The organism is Streptomyces endocoffeicus (genome assembly GCF_016741935.1).
Lineage (GTDB): Bacteria > Actinomycetota > Actinomycetes > Streptomycetales > Streptomycetaceae > Streptomyces > Streptomyces endocoffeicus.
Genome location: NZ_JAERRG010000001.1, coordinates 1,118,129 through 1,139,273, shown reverse-complemented (window position 1 = coordinate 1,139,273; position 21,145 = coordinate 1,118,129). Strand labels below are relative to the sequence as shown.

The 21,145-nt window shown below is 72.0% G+C and carries 18 protein-coding genes and 1 pseudogene; 6 read left to right on the top strand and 13 right to left on the bottom strand.

All coding sequences use genetic code 11. The features are described from left to right. Nucleotides 1–24 precede the first annotated feature (24 nt). The 3 genes and pseudogenes from JK364_RS04440 to JK364_RS04430 form a co-directional block, all read right to left on the bottom strand. Nucleotides 25–572: pseudogene (locus JK364_RS04440) on the bottom strand (aminotransferase class IV). After that, the gene (locus JK364_RS04435; RefSeq protein WP_201847683.1) at nt 569–940 is read right to left on the bottom strand and encodes a VOC family protein; all 372 of its coding nucleotides are present in this window, start codon (nt 938–940) and stop codon (nt 569–571) included. The pseudogene JK364_RS04440 and the gene JK364_RS04435 overlap by 4 nt, the downstream one beginning before the upstream one ends. A gap of 19 nt (nt 941–959) precedes the next feature. Then, the gene (locus tag JK364_RS04430; RefSeq protein ID WP_201847681.1) at nt 960–1,331 is read right to left on the bottom strand and encodes a MerR family transcriptional regulator; all 372 of its coding nucleotides are present in this window, start codon (nt 1,329–1,331) and stop codon (nt 960–962) included. Between the two features lie 284 nt (nt 1,332–1,615). Between JK364_RS04430 and JK364_RS04425 the strand changes: the two genes are divergently transcribed. After that, complete coding sequence (locus JK364_RS04425) at nt 1,616–3,553, top strand: sulfatase-like hydrolase/transferase (RefSeq protein ID WP_372461912.1); 1,938 nt, start codon at nt 1,616–1,618, stop codon at nt 3,551–3,553. 26 nt (nt 3,554–3,579) lie between these two features. Here the strand turns inward: JK364_RS04425 and nrfD are convergent, their stop codons facing one another. Genes nrfD through JK364_RS55040 form a run of 3 tightly spaced genes read right to left on the bottom strand, consistent with a single transcriptional unit; the run spans nt 3,580 to nt 5,728 of the window. Then, the gene (gene nrfD, locus JK364_RS04420; protein ID WP_201847677.1) at nt 3,580–4,665 is read right to left on the bottom strand and encodes an NrfD/PsrC family molybdoenzyme membrane anchor subunit; all 1,086 of its coding nucleotides are present in this window, start codon (nt 4,663–4,665) and stop codon (nt 3,580–3,582) included. Continuing rightward, on the bottom strand, nt 4,665–5,582 hold the full coding sequence (locus JK364_RS04415) for a 4Fe-4S dicluster domain-containing protein (protein ID WP_201847676.1): 918 nt from the start codon (nt 5,580–5,582) through the stop codon (nt 4,665–4,667). Before JK364_RS04415 ends, nrfD begins: the two co-directional genes overlap by 1 nt. Continuing rightward, nucleotides 5,579–5,728, bottom strand: coding sequence for a hypothetical protein (locus JK364_RS55040; protein ID WP_230991299.1), 150 nt, complete (start codon nt 5,726–5,728; stop codon nt 5,579–5,581). Before JK364_RS55040 ends, JK364_RS04415 begins: the two co-directional genes overlap by 4 nt. A gap of 123 nt (nt 5,729–5,851) precedes the next feature. Here JK364_RS55040 and JK364_RS04405 point away from each other — a divergent pair, with 123 nt between their 5' ends. Then, nucleotides 5,852–6,523 carry a DUF429 domain-containing protein gene (locus JK364_RS04405; RefSeq protein ID WP_307841148.1) on the top strand — a complete coding sequence of 224 codons (672 nt, stop codon included), beginning with the start codon at nt 5,852–5,854 and terminating at the stop codon, nt 6,521–6,523. A gap of 112 nt (nt 6,524–6,635) precedes the next feature. Here JK364_RS04405 and JK364_RS04400 read toward each other — a convergent pair whose 3' ends face one another. After that, the gene (locus JK364_RS04400) at nt 6,636–7,793 is read right to left on the bottom strand and encodes a transglycosylase family protein (RefSeq protein WP_201847672.1); all 1,158 of its coding nucleotides are present in this window, start codon (nt 7,791–7,793) and stop codon (nt 6,636–6,638) included. A 1,556-nt stretch (nt 7,794–9,349) separates the two neighbouring features. Between JK364_RS04400 and JK364_RS04395 the strand changes: the two genes are divergently transcribed. Continuing rightward, the gene (locus tag JK364_RS04395; RefSeq protein WP_201847670.1) at nt 9,350–10,183 is read left to right on the top strand and encodes an MOSC domain-containing protein; all 834 of its coding nucleotides are present in this window, start codon (nt 9,350–9,352) and stop codon (nt 10,181–10,183) included. A gap of 10 nt (nt 10,184–10,193) precedes the next feature. Here the strand turns inward: JK364_RS04395 and JK364_RS04390 are convergent, their stop codons facing one another. Together JK364_RS04390 and JK364_RS04385 are read right to left on the bottom strand one after the other, a co-directional pair. Next, nucleotides 10,194–10,604, bottom strand: a complete 411-nt coding sequence (locus tag JK364_RS04390) for an SRPBCC family protein (RefSeq protein WP_201847668.1) — start codon at nt 10,602–10,604, stop codon at nt 10,194–10,196. A gap of 76 nt (nt 10,605–10,680) precedes the next feature. Next, nucleotides 10,681–11,694: an Lrp/AsnC family transcriptional regulator gene (locus JK364_RS04385; protein ID WP_201847666.1), complete on the bottom strand. Its 1,014-nt coding sequence runs from the start codon at nt 11,692–11,694 to the stop codon at nt 10,681–10,683. Nucleotides 11,695–11,787: 93 nt separating this feature from the next. On the opposite strand from JK364_RS04385, the gene JK364_RS04380 reads away from it, so the two are divergent. Together JK364_RS04380 and JK364_RS04375 are read left to right on the top strand one after the other, a co-directional pair. Then, nucleotides 11,788–13,473: an AbgT family transporter gene (locus tag JK364_RS04380; RefSeq protein ID WP_201847664.1), complete on the top strand. Its 1,686-nt coding sequence runs from the start codon at nt 11,788–11,790 to the stop codon at nt 13,471–13,473. A 50-nt stretch (nt 13,474–13,523) separates the two neighbouring features. After that, entirely contained in the window at nt 13,524–14,678 is a 1,155-nt protein-coding gene (locus tag JK364_RS04375) for a M20 family metallopeptidase (protein ID WP_201847662.1), read from the top strand. A gap of 67 nt (nt 14,679–14,745) precedes the next feature. On the opposite strand, the gene JK364_RS04370 is transcribed toward JK364_RS04375, so the two are convergent. Together JK364_RS04370 and JK364_RS04365 are read right to left on the bottom strand one after the other, a co-directional pair. After that, nucleotides 14,746–14,973: a DUF397 domain-containing protein gene (locus JK364_RS04370; protein WP_201847661.1), complete on the bottom strand. Its 228-nt coding sequence runs from the start codon at nt 14,971–14,973 to the stop codon at nt 14,746–14,748. Between the two features lie 5 nt (nt 14,974–14,978). Then, nucleotides 14,979–15,839, bottom strand: a complete 861-nt coding sequence (locus tag JK364_RS04365; protein WP_201847659.1) for a Sco1979 family transcriptional regulator — start codon at nt 15,837–15,839, stop codon at nt 14,979–14,981. 212 nt (nt 15,840–16,051) lie between these two features. On the opposite strand from JK364_RS04365, the gene JK364_RS04360 reads away from it, so the two are divergent. Beyond that, complete coding sequence (locus JK364_RS04360; protein WP_201847657.1) at nt 16,052–16,522, top strand: hypothetical protein; 471 nt, start codon at nt 16,052–16,054, stop codon at nt 16,520–16,522. A gap of 19 nt (nt 16,523–16,541) precedes the next feature. On the opposite strand, the gene JK364_RS04355 is transcribed toward JK364_RS04360, so the two are convergent. Further along, nucleotides 16,542–18,539, bottom strand: a complete 1,998-nt coding sequence (locus tag JK364_RS04355) for a pyridoxal phosphate-dependent aminotransferase (RefSeq protein WP_201848897.1) — start codon at nt 18,537–18,539, stop codon at nt 16,542–16,544. Nucleotides 18,540–18,773: 234 nt separating this feature from the next. Next, the gene (locus JK364_RS04350) at nt 18,774–21,077 is read right to left on the bottom strand and encodes an ATP-binding protein (protein WP_307841146.1); all 2,304 of its coding nucleotides are present in this window, start codon (nt 21,075–21,077) and stop codon (nt 18,774–18,776) included. Nucleotides 21,078–21,145: the final 68 nt, after the last annotated feature.

Sequence of the window (21,145 nt, the reverse complement as noted above, 5' to 3'; positions counted from 1 at the left end):
GCCCCCCGGCATCCTCGGATGGCGTCAGATGGCGTCCCACTCCACCGCGTCGTACGCCGCGCCCACCCGCCGCATCAGCTCCGCGTCGACCGCGTACTCCACCTCGTCGATCCGCCGCACCGGCGCGAATCCCCGCGAGTTGGTGAGGAACGCCGACCGGTAGGAGGAGAGGTCGGCGAGGGTGACGCGGCGGCGGGCCGAGGGCAGGCGCGGGGCGAGCAGGGCCATGGTGATGCCGAGCAGTGAGGGGGCGTCCGGTCAGGGGGACGCACCGTGACCATCACGGTGGACCGCTCGTCGCCCTCGGGCCAGTAGACATACACCCGGAGCGAGGCGTCCCGGGCCCCGGCGGCCGCCAGGGCGTGCCGGATGTCCGCCCGTACGCGCGCGTCGTCGAGGTCGCCGTCGAACAACTCCCGGGTCGCCGAGCGCAGCCGCTCGAGATGGAGGCCGAGGCCGCGGACCCGGGCGTCCCTGATCTGCATGGCCGTGAAGTGGCCGTAGCTGGTGAGCGCGGGCAGCCGCAGGGTGTCCGCGGTGGCGGGCGATCCGTTGATCTGGATGTGGCTCATCCGGCCACGTCCCCGGGCTCCCGGCGGTGGGTCAGCACATTGATCACCCGGCCGTTGGGGTCGCGGACGAAGAAGCGGCGCACGCCCCACTCCTCGTCCCGCAGGGGGTGGACGATCTCGGCGCCGCTGTCGCGCATCGCCGCGTGGGCCGCGTCCACGTCGTCCACCTCGATGCTCAGATCGGGGACCACCGGCCCGGTCCTGTCGTCGGTCATCACACCGATCTGGGCCGTGGGGTTGGTGGGGGAGGCGAGGGTCATGACCCAGCCGAGGTTCATCACCTCCTCGAGGCCCAGGAGACCGTAGAACTCCCGGTTCTCCCGCATCGCTTCGGACCGGACGTTGGGTACGACACGGCGGACGGTCATCGCGGGCTCCCCCGGTGGCTCAGCTGCTGGTGTGGTTACCGATCACGGCGTCAAGATACTCGGAGATCGCGTCCCGATTGCGGGTCAGGCAGTCGATGCGCCGGGTCATGCGGTCCCGCTCGTTCTCCAGCGTGGCGATCATCTCCGGTGTGGCATCGGAGAAGTGAATGAGCCGGGGCTTGTCCAGACACGGCAGGATCCGCTTGATGACACGAGTGGGGAGCCCGGCGTCGAGCAGGCCCCTGATCTGCAGCACCCGGTCGACGAGCCGCTCGTCGTACGAGCGGTAGCCGTTCGCGCAGCGGTCGGGCAGGATCAGCCCCTGCTCCTCGTAGTAGCGCAGCAGCCGGCGCGGTGTGCCGGTGCGCTCCGACAGCTCTCCGATGCGCATATGCGGATTCCCCTCACCTTCACATCCGTGTGAGGGATGCAGCGTAACGTCGGGGCGGGCGCACTCGCGAGGGGCGGAAGGCGCCGGGAAAAGTGCCAGGTGATTGAACGCGGACCCCCGGCACGCCGTACGGATAACGACGGGCCCGGCCACCCGAGCCGGGTCCGCCGTGCCACCACCGGGCTTCGCAGGGAAGGACCTTCGGGTTGTCGCGCCAATCGAGCTCTCGTCAGCGGTCGGAAACGGACAAGGGAACCACGGACAAGGGAACCACGGAGGAGGGCTTGACGGAGGGCCCGTCACCGGAGGGTCCACCTGAGCGCACGCCGGATGTCCCCGCTCAGGGGCGGGACGGCGCCGGGGAGCGGGACTCCCCGGAGCCATCCGGCGATGTGGAGGAGGCGGCGGACCCGGCGGACCCGGAGGAGACCACCGTGACCGGCCCGCTGGCCGGTACCGTCCCCGACGCGGCCCCCGCCCGCAAGGGATGGCGGGTCAAATACCCCGTCGTGGCACGGACGGTGGCGTGGACGGTCACAGGCCTGTCCCTCGCCCTCGTGTTCATCGCCCTCCTCCTGCCGACCAAACTCGCCCTCGTCGAACCCCGCGCCTTCATACGCATCCCGGTGGAGGGCATCTTCGGCGCCACGCTGCTGCTCATGCTGCCGACGATGGCGCGGCGGGTGGTGGCGGTGCTCGCCGGGGCGGCCCTCGGGGCGCTGACCATCCTGAACCTCCTCGACATCGGCTTCAACGAGTTCCTCGGCCGTGGGTTCAACGTGGTGCTCGACTGGATACTGCTGGACGACGCCGAGTCGTACCTCAAGGACTCGGTCGGCGGGACGGCCGCCACCGTCGCCGTCATCGGGGTCGTGGTGCTCGCCGTCGCCCTGCTCGTCCTGATGGCGCTCGCCGTCCTGCGGGTCAGCAACGTCATGGCGCGGAACACCGCCGTGTCCACCCGTACCACCCTGGTGCTCGGCACCGTCTGGGTGATGTGCGCGGCGCTCGGGGTGCAGGTGGCCGGGGCGCCGTTCGCGTCCAGGAGCACCACCGCACTGGTCCAGGACCGGGCGGAGCGGGTGCGCAAGACCCTCAAGGACGAGCGGGAGTTCGCCAAGGTGGCCGCCGTGGACACCTACGGCGACACCCCCGGCGACCAGCTGCTGACCGGGTTGCGCGGCAAGGACATGATGTTCACCTTCATCGAGAGCTACGGCCGCTCGGCCATCGAGGACCCGGCGATCGCGCCCGGTGTGGACAAGACGCTGAAGAACGCCACCAAGCGGCTGGGCAAGGCCGGGTTCGCTGCCAAGAGCGGCTGGCTCACCTCGGCCACGTACGGCGGCAGCAGCTGGCTGGGCCACTCGACCTTCCTCACCGGCCTGTGGATCGACAACCAGAACCGCTACCGCACCGTCACCGCGGGCGACCACATGTCCATCACCCGCGCCTTCCAGCGCACCGGAGCCTGGCGGACCGTCGGCATCATGCCGGGTGTCACCAAGGGCTGGCCGGAGGGCAAGTTCTACGGCCTCGACCACGTCTACGACTCCCGCGACCTCGGCTACAAGGGCCCGAAGTTCAGCTGGTCGACCATGCCCGACCAGTACGCCCTGAAGGCGTTCCAGCGCCTGGAGCACGGCAAGAAGCGCGACAAGCCGCTGATGTCGGAGATCATCCTGACCTCCAGCCACCAGCCCTGGGCGCCCATCCCCAAGACGATCCCCTGGAGCCAGGTCGGCGACGGCTCGGTCTACAAGGCCATCCAGAAGGCGGGCAAGAAGCCCGCGGACGTGTTCACCGACTCCACGAAGGTGAAGACCGAATACGGAAGGTCCATCCAGTACTCGGTCAACAGCCTCATCGACTATGTGCTGAAGTACGGCAACAAGAACACGGTGCTGGTCTTCCTCGGCGACCACCAGCCCCTCGCCCGGGTCAGTGGCGACAACGCCAGCCGGGACGTGCCGGTGGCGATCGTCGCGCACGACAAGGCGGTGCTGGACCGGATCTCCCACTGGGGCTGGGACGACGGTCTGATGCCGGGCGCGAAGGCCCCGGTGTGGAAGATGAGCTCCTTCCGCGACCGCTTCCTGGACGCTTACGGCCCGAACCCCGGCGGTGGCACGGCGCCCGCCTCACCATCGGCCTCGCCCAAGGCGGCGTCCCCCAAGGCAACCCCGCCCAAGGCAACCCCGCCGTCGCCTTCGGCTAAGTGATAGCCCTCGATGCTCCTGGCGGCGGGTCAGTCGTCCGCCGACCGCTCCCGCCGCGCCTCGAGCCGTTCCCGCTGGGGCAGGACCGTGTACTTCGGGTCCTCCGCCGACCGCATCCCGGCGTGGAACACCCCGAAACGGGTGCACGCCGAGGCCGCCAGCAGGGCGGCGCCGCTGAGGGCCGCGGCGGGGCGGCCGCGGCGGCCGAGGAGGGCGCCGCCGAGCGCGCCCGTCACCGCAAGCACCTCGGCGGCGCGCATCAGCTTGCCCGCCCGGCCCTCTCGGTAGGTCTCGGCGACCACCCCGAGCCGCCGTTCCATGGCCTTGACGGCGGCGGTCTCCACCGCCGTACCGAGCAGCGCGACGCCGCGCGCCGGGGCGTTCTCGGCGACCGGCGAGGCCAGCAGGGCCATACCGCTCGCCGCCATGGCGGCCGAGCCGACGAAGACGAACGGCAGTTCGCGGTAGCCGTCGTGCCATGCGGGGACGGCCGTGTTGGCGGGCAGCACCGCCGTGTACGAGGCCACCGCCGGGCCCAGCAGGGCCGCCGCCACCGTGGCCGCCCGGCCGGTGCGCGGCAGCCGCCCGGCCACGTCCGAGGCGGCGGCCGCACCGGCCATCGGGCCGTAGGCCGCCAGCACCCATGAGCCGACGCTCATCGGCGAGGTGGGCTTGAAGACCCGCAGCATATTGACGAACCGCCCGGGGCGCCCGAGGTCGTGGATCAGGGCGGCGGTGGACCCGGTCAGGGCGGCGATCGAGGACACCTTGAGCGCGCGGGCCATGGCCGGACGGCCGGTCAGCTCGGCACCCGCCGCGAGCACCGACCCGGCGCCCGCGAGCCCGCCGAGGAAGAAGTAGCCCGCGATGTCCCGGGGGTTCCAGGGGGGCAGGTTGAGCACCGGCCGCCCGTAGTAGGAGGTGAACTCCGCCCCGGGGACCATCGACTGCTCGCCCTCGCGGCCCTTCCCGCCCTCGCGGCCCTTCCCGCCCTCGCGGCCCTTCCCGCCCTTGCGTCCGCGCCGCTCGCCGTCCCCCGTCCCCTCGCCGACCTGCGCGTCCCGGCCCGGCCGGGCGCCGCGGACGCCGTCACGGGTGGCATCCGGCTCGCTCATCAGTGCCTCCTTCCGGTACGGCGCCCGCTCACGCCGGACTGGGCCGCGAACACGGCGGCCACGCCGCCGAGCAGGGTCAGGGCCGCGGCGCCCGCGTGCCGCCACATCGAGGGCAGATCCCGGGTGGTGACGACCGGGTCCGGCGGCAGCCCGTACACCTCCGGCTCGTCCAGCAGCAGGAAGAAGGCGCCGTCGCCGCCGACACCGTCCTCCGGGTCGTGTCCGTACAGCCGCGCGTCCTCGATCCCCACCCGGTGCAGCTCCTCGACCCGGGCGGCGGCGCGCTCGCGCAGCTCGTCCAGGGGCCCGAACTGGATGGAGTCGGTGGGGCACGCCTTGGCGCACGCGGGTTCCTGGCCGGCGCCCAGCCGGTCGTAGCACAGGGTGCACTTGTGGGCCCCGCCGTCCTCGGGCCGTACGTCGATGACCCCGTACGGACAGGCGGGCACGCAGTAGCCGCAGCCGTTGCAGACGTCGTCCTGGACCACCACGGTCCCGAACTCGGTGCGGAACAGCGCACCGGTCGGACACACGTCCAGGCACGCGGCGTGGGTGCAGTGCTTGCACACGTCCGAGGACATCAGCCACCGCAGCCCGGTCCGCCCGCCGCCCCCCGCCCCGTCCCGGTCCAGCGGCCTGTTCTGCTCGATGAAGGCCACATGGCGCCAGGTGGAGGCGGAGAGGCCCTGGGTGTTGTCGAAGGACATGCCGGTGAAGTCCAGCCCGTCCTCCGGGATGGCGTTCCACTCCTTGCACGCCACCTCGCACGCCTTGCAGCCGATGCACACCGAGGTGTCGGTGAAGAAGCCGACCCGGGGCGGATGGTCCTCGTGCCCGGCGTCCCCGGCGACATCCGGTTCGGCTCCGGCCAGCAGATTGCGGCCGATCAGCGATGAGCGCTTCGAGGCGTCGGTCATCCCCGCACCTCCGTTCCGGTCCGCACCGTGACGCCGGCGCGCCGCTCACGGGTGGCGGCCGAGGTGGCGGCGCCGCGGCCGAGCGGGTCGCTTCCGGTCAGCCGGGGGTGGACAGGCCAATCCTGGATCCATGTACGTACGCCCATCGCCGTCCTTTTCCGCCGTTCTGCCCCGTACCGGCTCATCCGCGTGGTCGGATACGGCGCATGGGTTCCCGTAGCGATGCTTTTCACACTCCGCCCGCACCCGGATGCGCGGAATCGCCCGTCGTGGGGGTGGACGCCTGCCGCACCGGCTGGGTGGCCGTGACCCTGGACGAGGAGGGCCGCTTCGCCGGGGCCGACACCGCCGAGGCGCTGAGCGAACTGCTCGGGCGGGTTCCGGACGCCGCCGTGGTGGCGGTCGACATGCCGCTGGGGCTGCTGGCGGAGGGATGGCGGGAGGCCGACGCCCTGGCCACCGCGATGGTGGCCCCGCACCGCTCCCGGGTCTTCTCCGTACCGCCGCGCGAGGTCTGGGAGGCGGCCGACTACGACGAGGCCAACGCGGTCTGCCGACGGGTGGCCAAGAAGGGGCTGAGCCGTCAGTCGTGGGGGCTGGCCGCGAAGCTGCGCGAGGCCAACGCCTGCCGCGACGGGGGCGACCACCGGCTGTACGAGGTCCATCCCGAGGTCTCCTTCGCCGCCCTGGACGAGGGGCGGCCCGTGCCCTGGAGCAAGAAGAGCTGGAACGGCCAGGCCGTGCGCCGCCGGCTGCTGGAGGGCCAGGGCATCGTCCTGCCCGACGACCTCGGACCGGCCGGGCGGGTGCCGCCCGACGACGTCCTGGACGCCGCGGCGGCGGCCTGGAGCGCGCGGCGCATCGCGCTCCAGGCCGCCCGGAGCCTGCCCGATCCGCCTCAGACGGCGGAGACCGGGCTGCCCGTCGCGATCTGGTACTGACCGGTCCCCGTACGGATGGCGGGAGGCCGCCCGAGCCGTGCCTCGGGCGGCCTCCCCTTCCCCCACCCCTCGGAGATGGACCGTGCGGACGCGATGCGTCCGGTGTGTGGCGTCAGACGCTGACGCCGTGGGAGCGCAGATAGGCCAGCGGGTCGATGTCGGATCCGTAGCGCGGGCCGGTGCGGACCTCGAAGTGGAGATGCGGTCCGGTGGCGTTCCCGGTGCTGCCGGACCGGGCGATCCGGTGGCCCGCCTCGACCGACTGCCCGGTGCGTACCGTCAGCGCCGACAGATGCCCGTAGTGGGTGTAGAGCCCGTCGGCGTGGCGGACGATGACCTGGTAGCCGAAGGCGCCGCCCCACCCGGCCGCCACCACGGTGCCCGGGGCGGCCGCGCGCACGGAGGTGCCGGTGGGCACCGCGAAGTCCACGCCGGTGTGATGGCCGCTGGCCCACCGCGAGCCGCGGGTGCCGTACCCCGCGCTGACCGGCCCGCTGACCGGGGCCATATGCGGGCGGGCCGCCGTCCTGCGGACCACTGTGTGGCTCGAGACCGTCGAGGCGCGGTGGCGGGGCGCCGCCTTGTGCGGATGCCGGGAGCCCGCGGGCAGGGTCAGCCGCTGCCCCGGGTGGATCAGATCCGGGTTGGGGCCGACGGTCCCGCGGTTGGCGTGGTACAGCGCCTTCCAGCCACCCCTGACGGACGCACGCGTGGCGATGCGGGACAGCGTGTCGCCGCGAACGACCGCGTAGGAGCCGGACGCCGCCGCGCGCCGGGCGGTGTGCTGCCGGGCCCGGGACTTCGCGGCGGACTTGGCCGACTTCTTGGGCTTCGCCGGGTGCTGGGCGCGGGGGTGGGCGTTCTGGCTCGCCACTCCGGCGGGTGGACCGGACCGGGTCAGCCGGCTGCGGACGGAGCACACCGGCCACGCGCCGGGGCCCTGTTTGCGCAGCACCGCCTCCGCCACGGTGATCTGCTGGGCCCTGGACGCCAGATCGGCCCGCGCGGCGTAGGCGGTGCCGCCGAACGCCGCCCAGGTGTGCTGGGAGAACTGGAGACCGCCGTAGTAGCCGTTGCCGGTGTTGATGTGCCAGTTGCCCCCGCTCTCGCACTTGGCGACCAGGTTCCAGGTGTCGACCGAGGCCGCGTGGGCGGCGCCGGTGCCGAGGAGCGGCAGGACGATGCCGACACCACCCGCGGTGAGCGCCGCGCACAGCGGCGAGACCCGGCTGGGCGATGCGGGGCGTCGGTGACTTCCTCGTACGGCCATGAGGCTGGTTCCTCTCCACAACGGCTCTCGACGTCGCCCTCCAGAGGACCCGGTGGGCTGTACGAGTACCGCAGCCCGGCCCCGCCGGTCACAAGGCGCAGGGGGCCTCATGGACCGCCGCGCGCCGCCCGGTGCCACCCCGGAATCGGCTGACGCTCCCTCAGTTGTGCGGTGGGAGGCGCATGGAGGGGCGGGGGCGCACGCGCGCCGGCGGGGCGGGAGCGGCGGGCCGGGGGCGGGCGCGGGCGATCACGCACCGCCGGACGTCCTGGTACGGCGGGAAATGATTCTCCGGGGCGCCGGACGGGGCGGCCGCTATTCCGCCGGATTGGTTTCCGGGTGATCGATGACGGATCTCGGACGGCGGTCCGGGTGAATTGCCGCCGGGGCCCGGGAGGTTGAAGACCGGACGAGCGGCGGGCGGCTCAATACGGCGGCCGGTGCGGGCCGGCTGCGCGGCACGGGATCTTCCCTGGCGCTATTGCGGCACCGCCCGGTCAAGATCGGCCGCTTGGCGGCCGGGCCCGAGCGGTCGGCCGTAACCGCGCGGCACCGCGTTGGAACCGGCCGTTCCGCTCCCTCCCCGGCATCCGGAGAATGCCGGGGAGGGGAGGAGAGGAAGAGGAGAGGAAGGGGAGAGCGGGAGACGGTGGGAGGGGCGGGAAATAGGACGGCCTTGCGGTGGGGCGGGGAAGAGGGGGACGGATGAGCGAACGCGCCGGACGTACCCGGCGGAGTTTCCCAGGGTGCGGCGGGAGACTGAAACGTATCGACGGGGGCCCGCCGCCGACCGTGGCGTTCACGGGCGGGGCCGGCCGGGAGCGGACGCGGCCCCGGGCGACGACACGGCGGGGAGACGGTGGAGAGGCGACGGGGAGTCGGCAAGGCGGCCGAGGGCACCGGGCGTGGAACCAGGGCCCCGACTCGTATGCCCTCTCGCCTCCGGTTATGGCCCGTGGAACAGGGACGGTCGCACGGCGTCCGGCCAACTCATCGGCCACAGAACGGACTTGACTCGGCGTTTACCGTATCTCTTGTCGTGCGTCGACTCGCCGACCGCCCGTGCGCCGCGGCAGTTCTCCGAAAAGGGCCGGTCGTCATGGCGGCGGGGAACTGGCGGAGAATCACGCCGCCCGTGTATAGCGGGAACCGCGCCGCCGCGCATATCATTGCCTCACATCGACTTCCTCCCTTCCAGTCGCTCGCAGGAGCGGCCCCGGAATAATCACCCTTCACCCCGCCTGTCCGGGACCCCGGGCGGCGCCGGGGGCCGCGCTTTTCCTGCGGCCTCGTCCGCCGCTCCCCGGAAACGGTTCGTTTTGGGTTCCCGCCGACGGGAGGCGCAGCGCGCCTACGGCGTATGCCGGTGGTCACCGGCCGTGCGAGGTGGGTCATTCGACGTACTCGGCGCTACGTCCTGCCGCTGGACGCCGGGCCGGGGGCGCATGGCGGAACCGGGCCGTGCCATGAAACGCCGGTCGGGCACCGGGCGATGCGGAATGAGCGCCCCGACCAGCCGCCCGGAGCCGCCGCCACCCCTGGGATAAGGTGCCCGCGTGGCCACCGTTGTCGAGCTGACCTGCTATCCCGTCAAGGGCTGCGCGGGCGTTCCCCTGTCCGAGGCGCTGCTGACGGAGGCGGGTCTGGAACACGACCGCAGCTTCATGGTCATCGGTGAGGACGGAGAGTGCCGCACTCAGCGGCGGGATCCCCGGCTCGCCGTCATCCGCCCCGCCATCGACCCGCACGGCACCCGGCTCACCCTGTCCGCACCCGGCGAGGGCGGGGTGGCCATCCACATCGACACCACCTCCGCGCGGCGCGAGGTCACCGTGTTCGACACGCCCTACCTCGGCATCGACCAGGGCGAGGACGCCGCCACGTGGCTTTCCCGGTTCCTGGGCGCGCCGAGCAGGCTGGTGCGGGTGCCCCCGGAGCACGACCGGGTGACCGACGGATGGATCCCCGGCACCTGCGGGTACGCCGACAGCGCCGCGGTGCACATCGTCTCCCGGGCCAGCCTGGACGGGCTGAACGAGCGGATCGCCGAGGCGGGTGGCGCGGCGCTGCCGATGGAGCGCTTCCGCCCCGGCATCGTGATCGGCGGATGGGACGAACCCCACCGGGAGGACCGGGTCCGCAGGATCGCCGTCGGCGGAGCCGAGCTGGGCTTCGCCAAGCACACCGCCCGGTGCGTCGTGACGACGGTCGAGCAGAGCGAGGGCGTCAAGGCGGGCCCGGAGCCGCTGCGCACCATGGCCGGCTACCGGCGCGGCCCCGGCGGCGCCACCCTGTTCGGCTGCCAGTTCTCCGTGATCCGCGCCGGAAAACTGGCCGTGGGTGACGAGGTGGACGTCATCGAGTGGGACGGGCCGCCGCCGGGGGAGTGACCGGGACCGCTCAGACCGACGCGAGCACCTTGGCGAAGGCGTCCAGCAGCTGGGCGGCACCCTCCTCGGCCTGGGCGCACTGCTCCTGCGGCGGGGCCGGCTGCCGGAGCACCACCCGGGTCCGGCCGCCGTCCAGATCGGCGAAGGTGGCGGTCATCTCCATCGCGCCCTGCGGCAGGTCCAGCGTCCACACCAGCCGCTCCCGGCCGGCCACCTCGCGGTAGACACCGCGCATCGGCATCTCGCCCCCGGGCGTGGCGACGGTCGCTCTCCAGGCGCCTCCCGGACGGACGTCGAGGTCGACGGACTCCGGCGCGGCGCCGAACCAGCGGGCGAAGTACTCCGGCTCGGTCCACACCCGCCACACGGTCTCGCGCGGTGCGTCCAGGTCCCGGCTGATGGTGATCTCGTTGCTGCTCATGGTGTCTCCTCGGTGAGCGGGGGCGGGACGGCGTCGCCCCCTGTTTCACCTCTTGGACCGGCGCGCCGCGCGGAACTCATCGGTCCTGGCTCAGCAGTCTTCCGTCCGTACGGCCGATCCAGTACCGGCGCAGCACATCGAGGACCACCGACACCTCGCAGGCGGTGATGCCGGGGAGCGTCGCCAGATCGCGGGTGAGCAGCTCGGCCAGGCCGTCCTCGTCCCGGAACACCCCGTGGTGGATCACCGAGGAGGTGCCCGCCACGATCGAGACATAGCGCGCCGAGGGATGCCGGGCCAGCGCGTCGGCCACCTCCTGGATGGCCCCGGGCGCGGCATGCAGTTCGATCACGACCTCCAGCGGATGGCCGAGCAGCGCCGGTTCGATCTCCACGCGGGGCCGCACCAGTCCGCGCTGGAGGAGCGACTGGGTCAGCCGGTAGGCGGTGGACCGGCTGATGCCGAGCCCGCGCGCCACTTCGGCGGCGCTCGCCCGCCCGTCCTGGCGCAGCAGCTCCATGGCCCGCAGCTCATCGTCGCCGAACCCGGTGACGGACGCGGGCTCCTCCACCGGATCGGCGACCTCCCGCAACGCCCGCAGCTGGGCGTCGTCCAGCCGCCGCAGCCGCCACGCGTCGGACTTCGCCGTCGCCCGCAGCACCAGCTCGGTATGGGCCGACCGCACACCGGGGACGGACGGGATCCGTGTCATCAGCAGCTCACGTGCCCGGTCGCGCCGGGTGGCGTGCAGGGAGCAGTAGACATCCGCGTGGCCCGTGGTCGTGGCGACGAACGGGATCTCGGGCAGCTCGGACAGCTGCCGGGCCACCTCCCACGCCTGCCCCGGGGCCGTGGCCACCCAGATGTGCAGGGGGTTGCCCTCGGCCAGCATCGGCCACTCCACCTGCCCGATCACCCGCAGCAGCCGCTCCTCCTCGAGCCGGGCCAGCCGGCGGCCGACGGTGCTGGCGGAGCTGCCGAGCACCTCGGCCAGCGCGCTCAGCGGCGCCCTCGGCGCCACCTGCAGGGCGGCCACCAGATCGAGGTCGGCGTCGTCGAGCACCGGTGGGGTGGAGGGATCGGCTGCCATGGTTACGAACCTATCGTGCGATTGGTGCTTCAGGCGTGAATCATTCTTGCGTAATGACTCTTCCTCTTGCCTCATTCCGCCAAGCCTCCTCTAATGGACGACCACTACTGCGTCATCGACGAAGGAGTGCGGACGGTGAGTTCCAACGACACCACGACCACACCCGACAACACCCCCGGCAAACCGCCTCCCGACGCGCCCGGGGACTCCTCGGCCGCGCTGTCCGCACTGCTCCGGGTGCTCGGCGCCGTCGAGCGCGCGGGCAACAGACTTCCCCATCCCTTCTGGCTGTTCGCGATCCTCAGCGCCTTCCTCGCGCTGATCAGCTGGGGGCTCGCCACCGCGGACGTCTCCGCGGTCGACCCGGCGGGGGACAAGACCGTGGCGGTGCGCAGCCTGATCTCGGTCGACGGGGTGCGGTCGATGATCAACGACGCGATCACCAACTACGCCACCTTCCCACCGCTCGGCACCATCCTGGTCGTCATGCTCGGTGTCGCCGTCGCCGACCGGTCGGGGCTGCTCGCGGCGATGCTGCGGGCCGGTGTCGCCAAGGTCCCGGCGCGCTGGATGACCTTCGCGCTGGCCTTCACCGCGATGGTCGCCCATATCGCGTCCGACGCCGCCTATGTGGCGCTGGTCCCCCTGGGCGGACTGGCCTTCCGGGCCATCGGGCGCAGTCCGCTGCTGGGGATCGTCGTGGCCTTCGTCGGCGTATCGGCGGGCTATGACGCCAGCCCGCTGATCACCCCGATGGACGCGGTGCTGTCCGGGCTGACCACGGCCGCCGCGCACACCGTGGACCCCGGCTATGTCGTCACCCCGCTGTCCAACTACTTCTTCTCCCTCGCCTCCTCGGTGGTGCTGGCCGCCGTGATCACCTTTGTCACCGAGAAGGTGCTGGTGAAGCGGGTGGCGGCGCTTCCGCCCGAGCCCGAGGAGGCGGACGGGGAAGCCACCGCGAAAACCACCGCGGACGGGGAAGCCACCGCGAAGGCCACCGGGGATGTCGAGCTCGCCCTGGCACCCGAGGAGCGCCGCGGGCTGCGCCGCGCCGCCGCCACCCTCGCCATCTACCTCACGGTGATCGTGGTGGCGATGATCCCCACCGGGTCACCGCTGCGCGGCGAGGGCGGCAGCATCGTCGAATCGCCCGTGCTCTCCGGTATCGCCGTGGTGCTCGGACTGCTCTTCGCCCTCCTCGGCGCGGTCTACGGGCGTGCGGCCGGTACCGTCCGTGGCGGCCGGGACATCCCGGACTTCATGGCGCAGGGCATGCGGGAGATGGCCCCCATCCTGGTGCTGTTCTTCGCCATCTCCCAGTTCCTCGCCTACTTCAAGTGGACCGGCGTCGGCCAGGTGCTCGCCATCCGCGGCGCCGATCTGCTGAAGGACCTCGGGGTCACCGGCCCGGTCGCCTTCCTCGGCATCGTGGTGGTGTGCACGGTGATCAATCTGGCGATGACCAGCGGCTCGGCCATGTGGGCGCTGGTGGCCCCGGTCTTCGTGCCGATGCTGATGCTGCTGCACATCCCCCCGGAGGCCACCCAGGCCGTCTACCGCATCGCCGACTCCTGCACCAACGCCATCACCCCGATGAGCGCCTACTTCGTCATGGCGCTCGGCTTCCTCCAGCGCTACCGGCGCTCCGCCGGAATCGGCACCCTCGCCTCGCTGACCCTGCCGCTGTCCGTGGCCATGCTGGTGGCCTGGACCCTGCTCTTCTACGTCTGGTGGGCGCTGGGCATTCCGCTCGGCCCCGGCGCGCCCGTCCGCTGATCCCCAGCCGCTCCCTCACCCCCGCCACCCCCGGGAAGGATCCCCCTCGCATGACCCCCTCCGATCTCGCCGCCGCCACCGCCCAGGCGCTGCCCGAGATGATCGAAGACCTACGGACACTGGTGGAACTGGAGACGCCGAGCAACGACAAGCGGCTGCTGGACGCCGGACTCGCCACGATCGGCGGCTGGGTCGTCAACCGGCTCGGTGAGCCGGACGGAACCGAGCGCCACGACTGCGGACCGCACGGCGATGTGCTCGCCCTGACCTATCGCGGCACGGCACCCGGCACCGTGCTGATGCTGTGCCACTACGACACGGTGTGGCCGGCCGGAACGCTCGCCGAATGGCCCTTCGAGGTCGAGGACGGCCGGGCGAGCGGTCCCGGTGTCTTCGACATGAAGACGGGCCTGGTGCAGGCCGTCTGGACCCTGCGGCTGCTGCGTGAACTGGCGCTTCCCCACCCCTCGGTGCGGCTGCTGCTCAACGGCGACGAGGAGATCGGCAGCCCCGCCTCCCGGCGCCATATCGAGCGGCTCAGCGAGGACGTCCTGGCCACCCTGGTCTTCGAGGCGTCGCTGGACGGGGCGCTCAAGACCTCCCGCAAGGGCGTCGGACTGTTCGATGTGACGGCCCACGGCCTCGAATCGCACGCGGGTCTCGACCCGTTCGCGGGCGCGAGCGCCATCCACGCGCTGGCCGAGATCGTCCCGCGGATCACCGCGCTCGGCGCCCCGGAGCGGGGGACCACGGTGAACGTGGGGCTGATTCAAGGCGGCACGGGGCGGAACGTGATCGCAGCACGGGCGAGTTGCGGCATCGACATCCGGATCGCCGAACCGGAGGAGATGAAGCGGATCGACGCCGCGCTGCACGCCCTCACCCCCTCCGACCAGCGGGTGCGGCTGACCGTCAGCGGTGAGTGGAACCGTCCGCCGATGGTTCCGGGCGGCCCGTCCCGCCGGTTGTTCGAGCGGGCCCACGCGATCGCCGCGGAACACGGCTGGGAGCTGGAGGAGACCGCGGTCGGCGGTGCCAGTGACGGCAACTTCGTCTCCGCGCTCGGCCGTCCCGTCCTCGACGGCCTCGGTGCCCTCGGCTCCGGCGCCCACGCCCGCCACGAACACACCGTGCTCGCCCCGATCCCGGCCCGTACCGCGCTGACCGTCGGCCTGCTGCGGGCACTCGCGGCGGACGGCGCGTAACGGCACACCGGCGCCGCGCCGACGCCGACGGTCCACCGGCCGTCGGCGGCGGCGCGCGGGGGCCGCGTCAGCAGACGAGGAAGTCCGCCTCGCCCGCCTTGGCGCCCTGGACGAACGCGATGATCTCGCTGCGGGTGTAGATCAGCGCCGGACCGTCCGGATCGGTCGACTGGCGGATCGCGACCCGGCCGTCGTCCAGCTTCATGGCTTCGACGCAGTTGTCGCCGCTCCACGGCTTCTGCCAGCCCTCGCTGCCGAGGTCGCTCGCGCGCATGCCGTTGTGAATGCGATCCATTCCGATCAGACCTCCTTGCGGAAATCCCGCAGGATTTCCTTTGTGCGTTGTGCGGTTGCCGCCTGGGCGGCCATGCGGTCCATGGCCTCCAGATGGGAGGCCACCTCGATGCGCTCATCCAGATAGACGGCGCCGGTCAGGTACTCGACGTAGACCAAGTCCGACAGTTCGGGTACAGCGAAGCGGAAGAGGACGAACGGCCCATAGGTGCCCGGATGGTGCCCGGAGGAGAACTCCGAGATCTGCAGCGTGATGTGCGGCATCTCCACGGCCTCCAGCAGCCGGTCGACCTGCTGCCGCATCACCGCCGCCGAACCCACCCGCCGGCGCAGCACCGTCTCGTCCATCACCACCCACAGCCGGGGCGGATCCCGCCGGGTGAGCAGGCCCTGCCGCTCCATGCGCAGCGCCACATGGCGCTCCGCCTGCCGGGGACCGGCCTGGCCGACGGCGCCGGTCTGCATGACCGCCCGGGCGTAGTCCTCGGTCTGGAGCAGTCCGGGCACGAAGTGCGGTTCGTACGCCCGGATCATCTCGGCCGCGCCCTCCAGGCTCACGTGGACGCTGAACCAGTCCGGCAGGATGTCGTGGAACCGTTGCCACCAGCCGGGCTTGTTGGCCTCCTCGGTCAGGGTGATGAACGAGTCGAGCTCCTCACCGGTGATCCCGTAGGTGTCCAGCAGCATCTGCACATACGGGACCTTCAGCGCGACCTCGGCGGTCTCCATGCGGCGGATGGTGGCGGGCGCCACCCGCAGCACTTTGGCCGCCTCGTCCCGCTTGAACCCCGCCTTCTCCCGCAGATCCTGCAGCCTCTTGCCGAGGACGACCTGACCCACGGTCGGCGCCGACCGCGGTTCGCTCACCTGAATCCCTCCCTGACCTCCCCAGCGCTGATGTTCGCAGTGTGCCATGGCCAGTGCGGAACGGACACATTGCACTGACGACTCTGCACAATTCAGAGTGACGCTTGCCAAGTGTCCCCGGCGATGCGCATAGTTGCGGCATGATCCCGTTACCGCGCTCCGCCGCGGCGACCGCAGGCACCATCGGCCCGACCTCTGTGAAGTGCCCCTAGATGACGTACGCCTTCGCCGGTGCGCTGACCGGCCTCGTCCGCGGCCGGTTCGGCCGGCGGGGATTCCGCGCGGTGTCCGGCCGCCACCGCCTTCAACTGCCTGCGGCGCTGCGGACGGACCGGGCCTACGACGCGGTGGGGATCGCCGAGCGGCACGGCCCCGGGGTGATGGCCCTGCTGCCCCGGGCGGGATGTGTGCTCACCGGCGCCGGGTGCTGGTGGTGGATCGTGCCGCCCCATTCGGACGTCGGGGTCGACTGGCCCGCACCGGCCGTCTACGCGGCCGGCGCCATGGTGACCGGCCCGCCCGGGCGGCGGACCGGCCCCACGGGGAGGGCGGAGCCCGGTGTGGTGCACTGGCCGGGCGACGGGGAGCCGTACACCCATCCCCTGCTGCTGCACATCGCGATCTGCGCGGCGGCCGGGGTCTCCCCGGCCTGGCCGGGCGACGAACGGATGCGTCGGTCATGACCTCGGCGCCGGGGCCCGGTCATGCCGTCGAGTCGTCCTGGAGGTACGCCGCGGGGCGCGGATAGCGCTGCAGTGCCGGGGTCTGGCCGGTCGGGTCGTCGTCCTGCTCGCTGAGGGGAACGACCGGGGCCGCTGCCGCCGCGGCCGCCGCCGCGGCCTTCAGCTCGGCGGGGTCGTAGGTCATGGCCTGGGTCCGCTCCATCGGCGTCGGCTCGGGTATTCCCGTGTCCTGCTGCCCGTAGACCGGGATCTGGTCGATCGTCGTCTCCTCGGGCCGGGTCTGGACGTACGCCGCCGTCCCCTGCCCCTGGACACCCTGGACCTGGGCCTGAGCCTGGACCTGGGCTTGGATCTGGGCCATCGGCATCTGGGAGGTCTGCGCCTGGGCGCCCTGGTACAGCGCGCTCTGCGGCTGGGGCGCCATCTGCATCAACGGCACCTGGCCCTGGGCCGGCTGCGGCTGCGGGGCCTGGAACAGCTGCGCGGGCACCTGCTGCGGAATCTGCGGCTGCGCGGCCTGGACCATCTGGGGCTGCGGCAGCGCGGCCGGGGCCTGGTACAGGGGCGGCTGGGCCGGGGGAGTGGCGACATACGCGGGCGACAGCTCCGGGAGCGGCTGCTGCTGGACGTACCCCGGCGAGGCGCCCGTGGCCATGCCCGCGCTCGCGAAGGACGCCTGTCCGTACAGGTCGCCGGCGACGCCCTGCGGGGCCGGGAGGGCGGCCGCGGAGTACATCGGCTGGGGCTCCTGCGCCATCGGCGCCGCGGGCAGCTGGGGCGGCTGCTGGTAGGAGTACTCCATGAACTGCGCCTGCGAGGGGGCGGATCCCAGGGCCGCCATGGACCCCGGCGCCCCCGCGTACCCCGAGGGCAGCGACTGCTGCTGGTCCCAGCCGACCTGCGGAGCGTAGAAGGACGTCCCGTACAGCACCGTGCTCAGCCCGGTCAGCAGCCGCTGCACATCCGGCTGGGAACGCACCACCAGCCGCATGAACTGGCTGCTGCTGCCCAGCTTGTTGCCGCATTCGCGCACCAGCACACCGTGCTGGGAGAGCAGTTGGTCACGGACCCAGCCGCCGTCCGTCCCGGCCGGCAGCTTGACGAAGACGAAGTTGCCCTGGGAGGGGTAGACCGTCATCCCGGGCAGCCCGGCCAGCTGGGTGGTCATCTGCTGCCGGTCGTGGCTGAGCATGCGCAGGCTCTCCACGTACTCCTGCCGGTACCGCTTCAGCATGAAGACGATGACCTCGGCGAAGGAGTTGAGGTTCCACTTCGGCAGCCGGGAGCGGATCTGCACGGCGAGCGACGGATTGGCCACCAGATAGCCGAAGCGCACCCCGTGCAGCCCGAAGTTCTTGCCGAGGCTGCGCAGCACGATCACATTCGGGCGCAGGATGGCCTCGTCCACGACGCTCGGATACGCCTCGGCGTCCGCGAACTCCAGGAAGGACTCGTCGATCACGATCAGGTCGAGGTCGGCCAGGGCGTCCATGATGCCGATGAGGGCCTGGCGGGACACCAGCCCGCCGTCGGGGTTGTTGGGATTGCAGATCACGGCGACCCGGGAGCCCCGGGAGCGTACGAAGTTGACGAAGGCGTTGGGGTCGAGTGCGAATCCGCTCATTTCCGGGAGCTGGAACATATCGACCCGTTTGCCGGTCTCCATCGGCTGGTCGGTCCAGCGGCCGAAGGTGGGAATCGGCACCGCCAGGCTTTCCTTCACCAGCAGATGGTCGATCCAGGTGATGAGCTCGGTCGAGCCGTTGCCCATCGCCATGGTCTGCGGCTGCAGCCCGAGCACATCGGCCAGTTCGGCGGTGATGGTCTCTGCGGAGCTCGGGTAGTAGGTGAGGATGTCCCGCAGCCTGACCGCCATCACGGCGAACATCGCGGGGGTGGGGAAGTACGGGTTGCAGGGGATGCAGAAGTCCACGAGCTCCTGTCCGCCACCCGTGACCCCGGCGCGGTTCAGCGCGAAGAACGACGGGCTGTGGGCGGTGCCACGGAAAAGCTCCATGGCATCACCGGTATTGCCGACTGCGGCAACAGTCACGGCGGGACCTCCTCGGTCGCATGGCCCGCGTCGACGAACTGACACGGCCGTTGCGGCTCGTCCCTCGAGCCTGACGCATGATCTCTCGAAGCCGGGGCGGGCGAGGATTTTCGTGGGGGTTGTGAAGACTTCCGGGACACATGCTCCGGTCTTCGAATAGAATTCCGCCTCTTGCCCCTTGAGAATGTCGCGCGGTCTTCAGACCGTATCCTCCGGCGGGCGTTCGCCATCGGCCTCGGTGGTGCGGTGCTGTTCCGCTACCCAGACCGCCACCTGCGCACGCGAGGTGAAACCCAGCTTGCTCAAAATGTGCTCAATATGGCCCTCGGCCGTGCGCTGGGCGATGACCAGGGAGGAGGCGATGTCCTTGTTGCTGAGCCCCTGCGCGACCAGCTTCGCGATTTCGGACTCCCGGGGCGTCAGCGGCGACGGCCGGCCGCCCGCCGCCGTCTCCCCGCTGGGCAGTTCGTCCTCCAGCGCGTACCCCAGCGCCTCGGCGTAGGACAGCCGGGCGCCCTGTTTGCACGCCGCGTTGAAGGCCGGTTTGCCCAGGGCCCGCCGCACCGCGGCCTCGCACTCCTCGTGGTAGTGGACGAGGTGCCCGTAGCCGGAGAGCGGGGCGCCGATGGCGTGCCAGAGGGTCCCCAGGGTGCCCAGCAGTCTGGCCGCCCGCGGGTGGTCCTGTTCGGTGGCCGCGATCCAGGCCAGCACCTCGAGGTTGACCCCGACGCCCAGCGGGTCGTCCAGCGAGCGGTTGAACGTGAGGCTCTCCTTCTCCAGGGCGGCCGCCCTGGCGGTGTCGCCCTGGCGCCAGACGTCGACGCCGAGCGCCATCATCGTGTAGGCCCGGTGCCAGCCCTCCCCGTACGCGTCGCACACCTCCAGCGACTCCTCGCCCAGGGCGATCGCGCCCGGTGAATCGCCGATGAAGGAGTGCGCGAGCGAGAGCCGGATGAGCGCCAGGGCCAGCCCCACCGGATCGCCGGTCGCGCGATGGCGGGACACGGCCTCCTCGTAGAGCGCGATCGCGGACCGGGTCTCGCCCCGGTACATGGCGACCATGCCGGAGTAGAGCGCGGTGTAGGCGAGCACGGGGTCCAGGCCCAGCCGGGTCCCGATGGACCGGCTCTCCTCGAGCATGGCCGCGGCGGCGTCGGTGTCGGACTGGATGATGGCCAGCCAGCTGTCGGTCCACAGGGCCCGCGCCCGTGCCCCGGTGGGTTCGGCGCACACCGCCAGGGCCTGGTCCAGCCAGCGGCGGCCCTCGCCGAGGTAGTAGCTGGTGATCCAGTGGTAGAGCAGGTCGGCGGCCATGTCCAGACCGCAGACGGTCTGCCCGGGCTCGGCCAGGCAGCTCTCCAGGGCGGTGCGCAGATTGGCGTGCTCCAGATGGAGCCGGGTGAACCACTGCACCTGGGCCGGTCCGAAGAGCGCCGCCCGCGCGTCCGCGGCGAGCCCGCGGTAGTAGTCGCGATGGCGCCGCAGCCGCATGGCCTCCTCCCCGGAGGCGGCCAGCCGCTCACGGCCGTACTCGCGCAGCGTGTCCAGCATCCGGTAGCGCACCGACGTCCGGTGCTCCTCCCTGAGCAAGACCGACTTGTCCACCAGCTCGGCCACCAGGTCCAGGATCTCCTCGCGGTCGATGCCCTCGCCCGAGCAGACCGCCTCGGCCGCCTCCAGGTCCAGGCTTCCGGCGAACACCGAGACCCGGGCCCACAGCAGCCGCTCCCGCTCGGTGCACAGCTCATGGCTCCAGTCGATCAGCGCCCGCAGCGTCTGATGGCGGGGGAGGACCGTCCGGGAGCCGGTGGTGAGCAGCCGGAACCGGTCGTCCAGCCGGTCCAGCAGCTGCCGCACGGACAGGGCGCGCAGCCGTACGACCGCGAGCTCGATGCCCAGCGGGATGCCGTCCAGCCGGCGGCAGATCAGCTCGACCGCGTCCCGGTTGTCCTCGTCGAGCTGGAATCCGGGCAGGACGGCCGCGGCCCGCTCGACGAACAGCCGTATCGCATCGCACCGCGCGAGCGTCGCGAGGGAGGGCCGTGGACCCTCGGGGTCCGGCAGCCCCAGGGTGGGGACGGCCAGGCTCTGCTCACCGGCGGTGCCCAGCGCCTGACGGCTGGTGGTCAGGAGCCGCAGCCGGGGGGCCGCGCGCAGCAGCCGGTCGGCGAGCCGGGCGCACTCCTCCAGCAGGTGTTCGCAGTTGTCGAGGACGATCAGGGCCTGCCGGTCCCGCAGATGGTCGACGAGGATGTCCATCGCCGGGCGGGAGGAGTGGTCGCGTATCTCCAGCGCCTCGGTGACGCCCTGGGCGAGCAGCGTGGGGTTGTCCAGCTCGGCGAGTTCGGCCAGCCAGACCCCGTCGGGGAAGGCCCGGCGCGCCTCGTCCGCGACCCGCAGTGCCAGCCGGGTCTTCCCGACCCCGCCGACCCCGGTCAGGGTGACCAGGCGGGACGCGGACAGCATCCGCTTGACCTCGGCCGCCTCCTGCCGACGTCCCACGAAACTCGTCACCTCGGCCGGCAGCCTGACTGTCTGCCGCCCGGTCGGGGTGCCTGTCGCCACCGCAC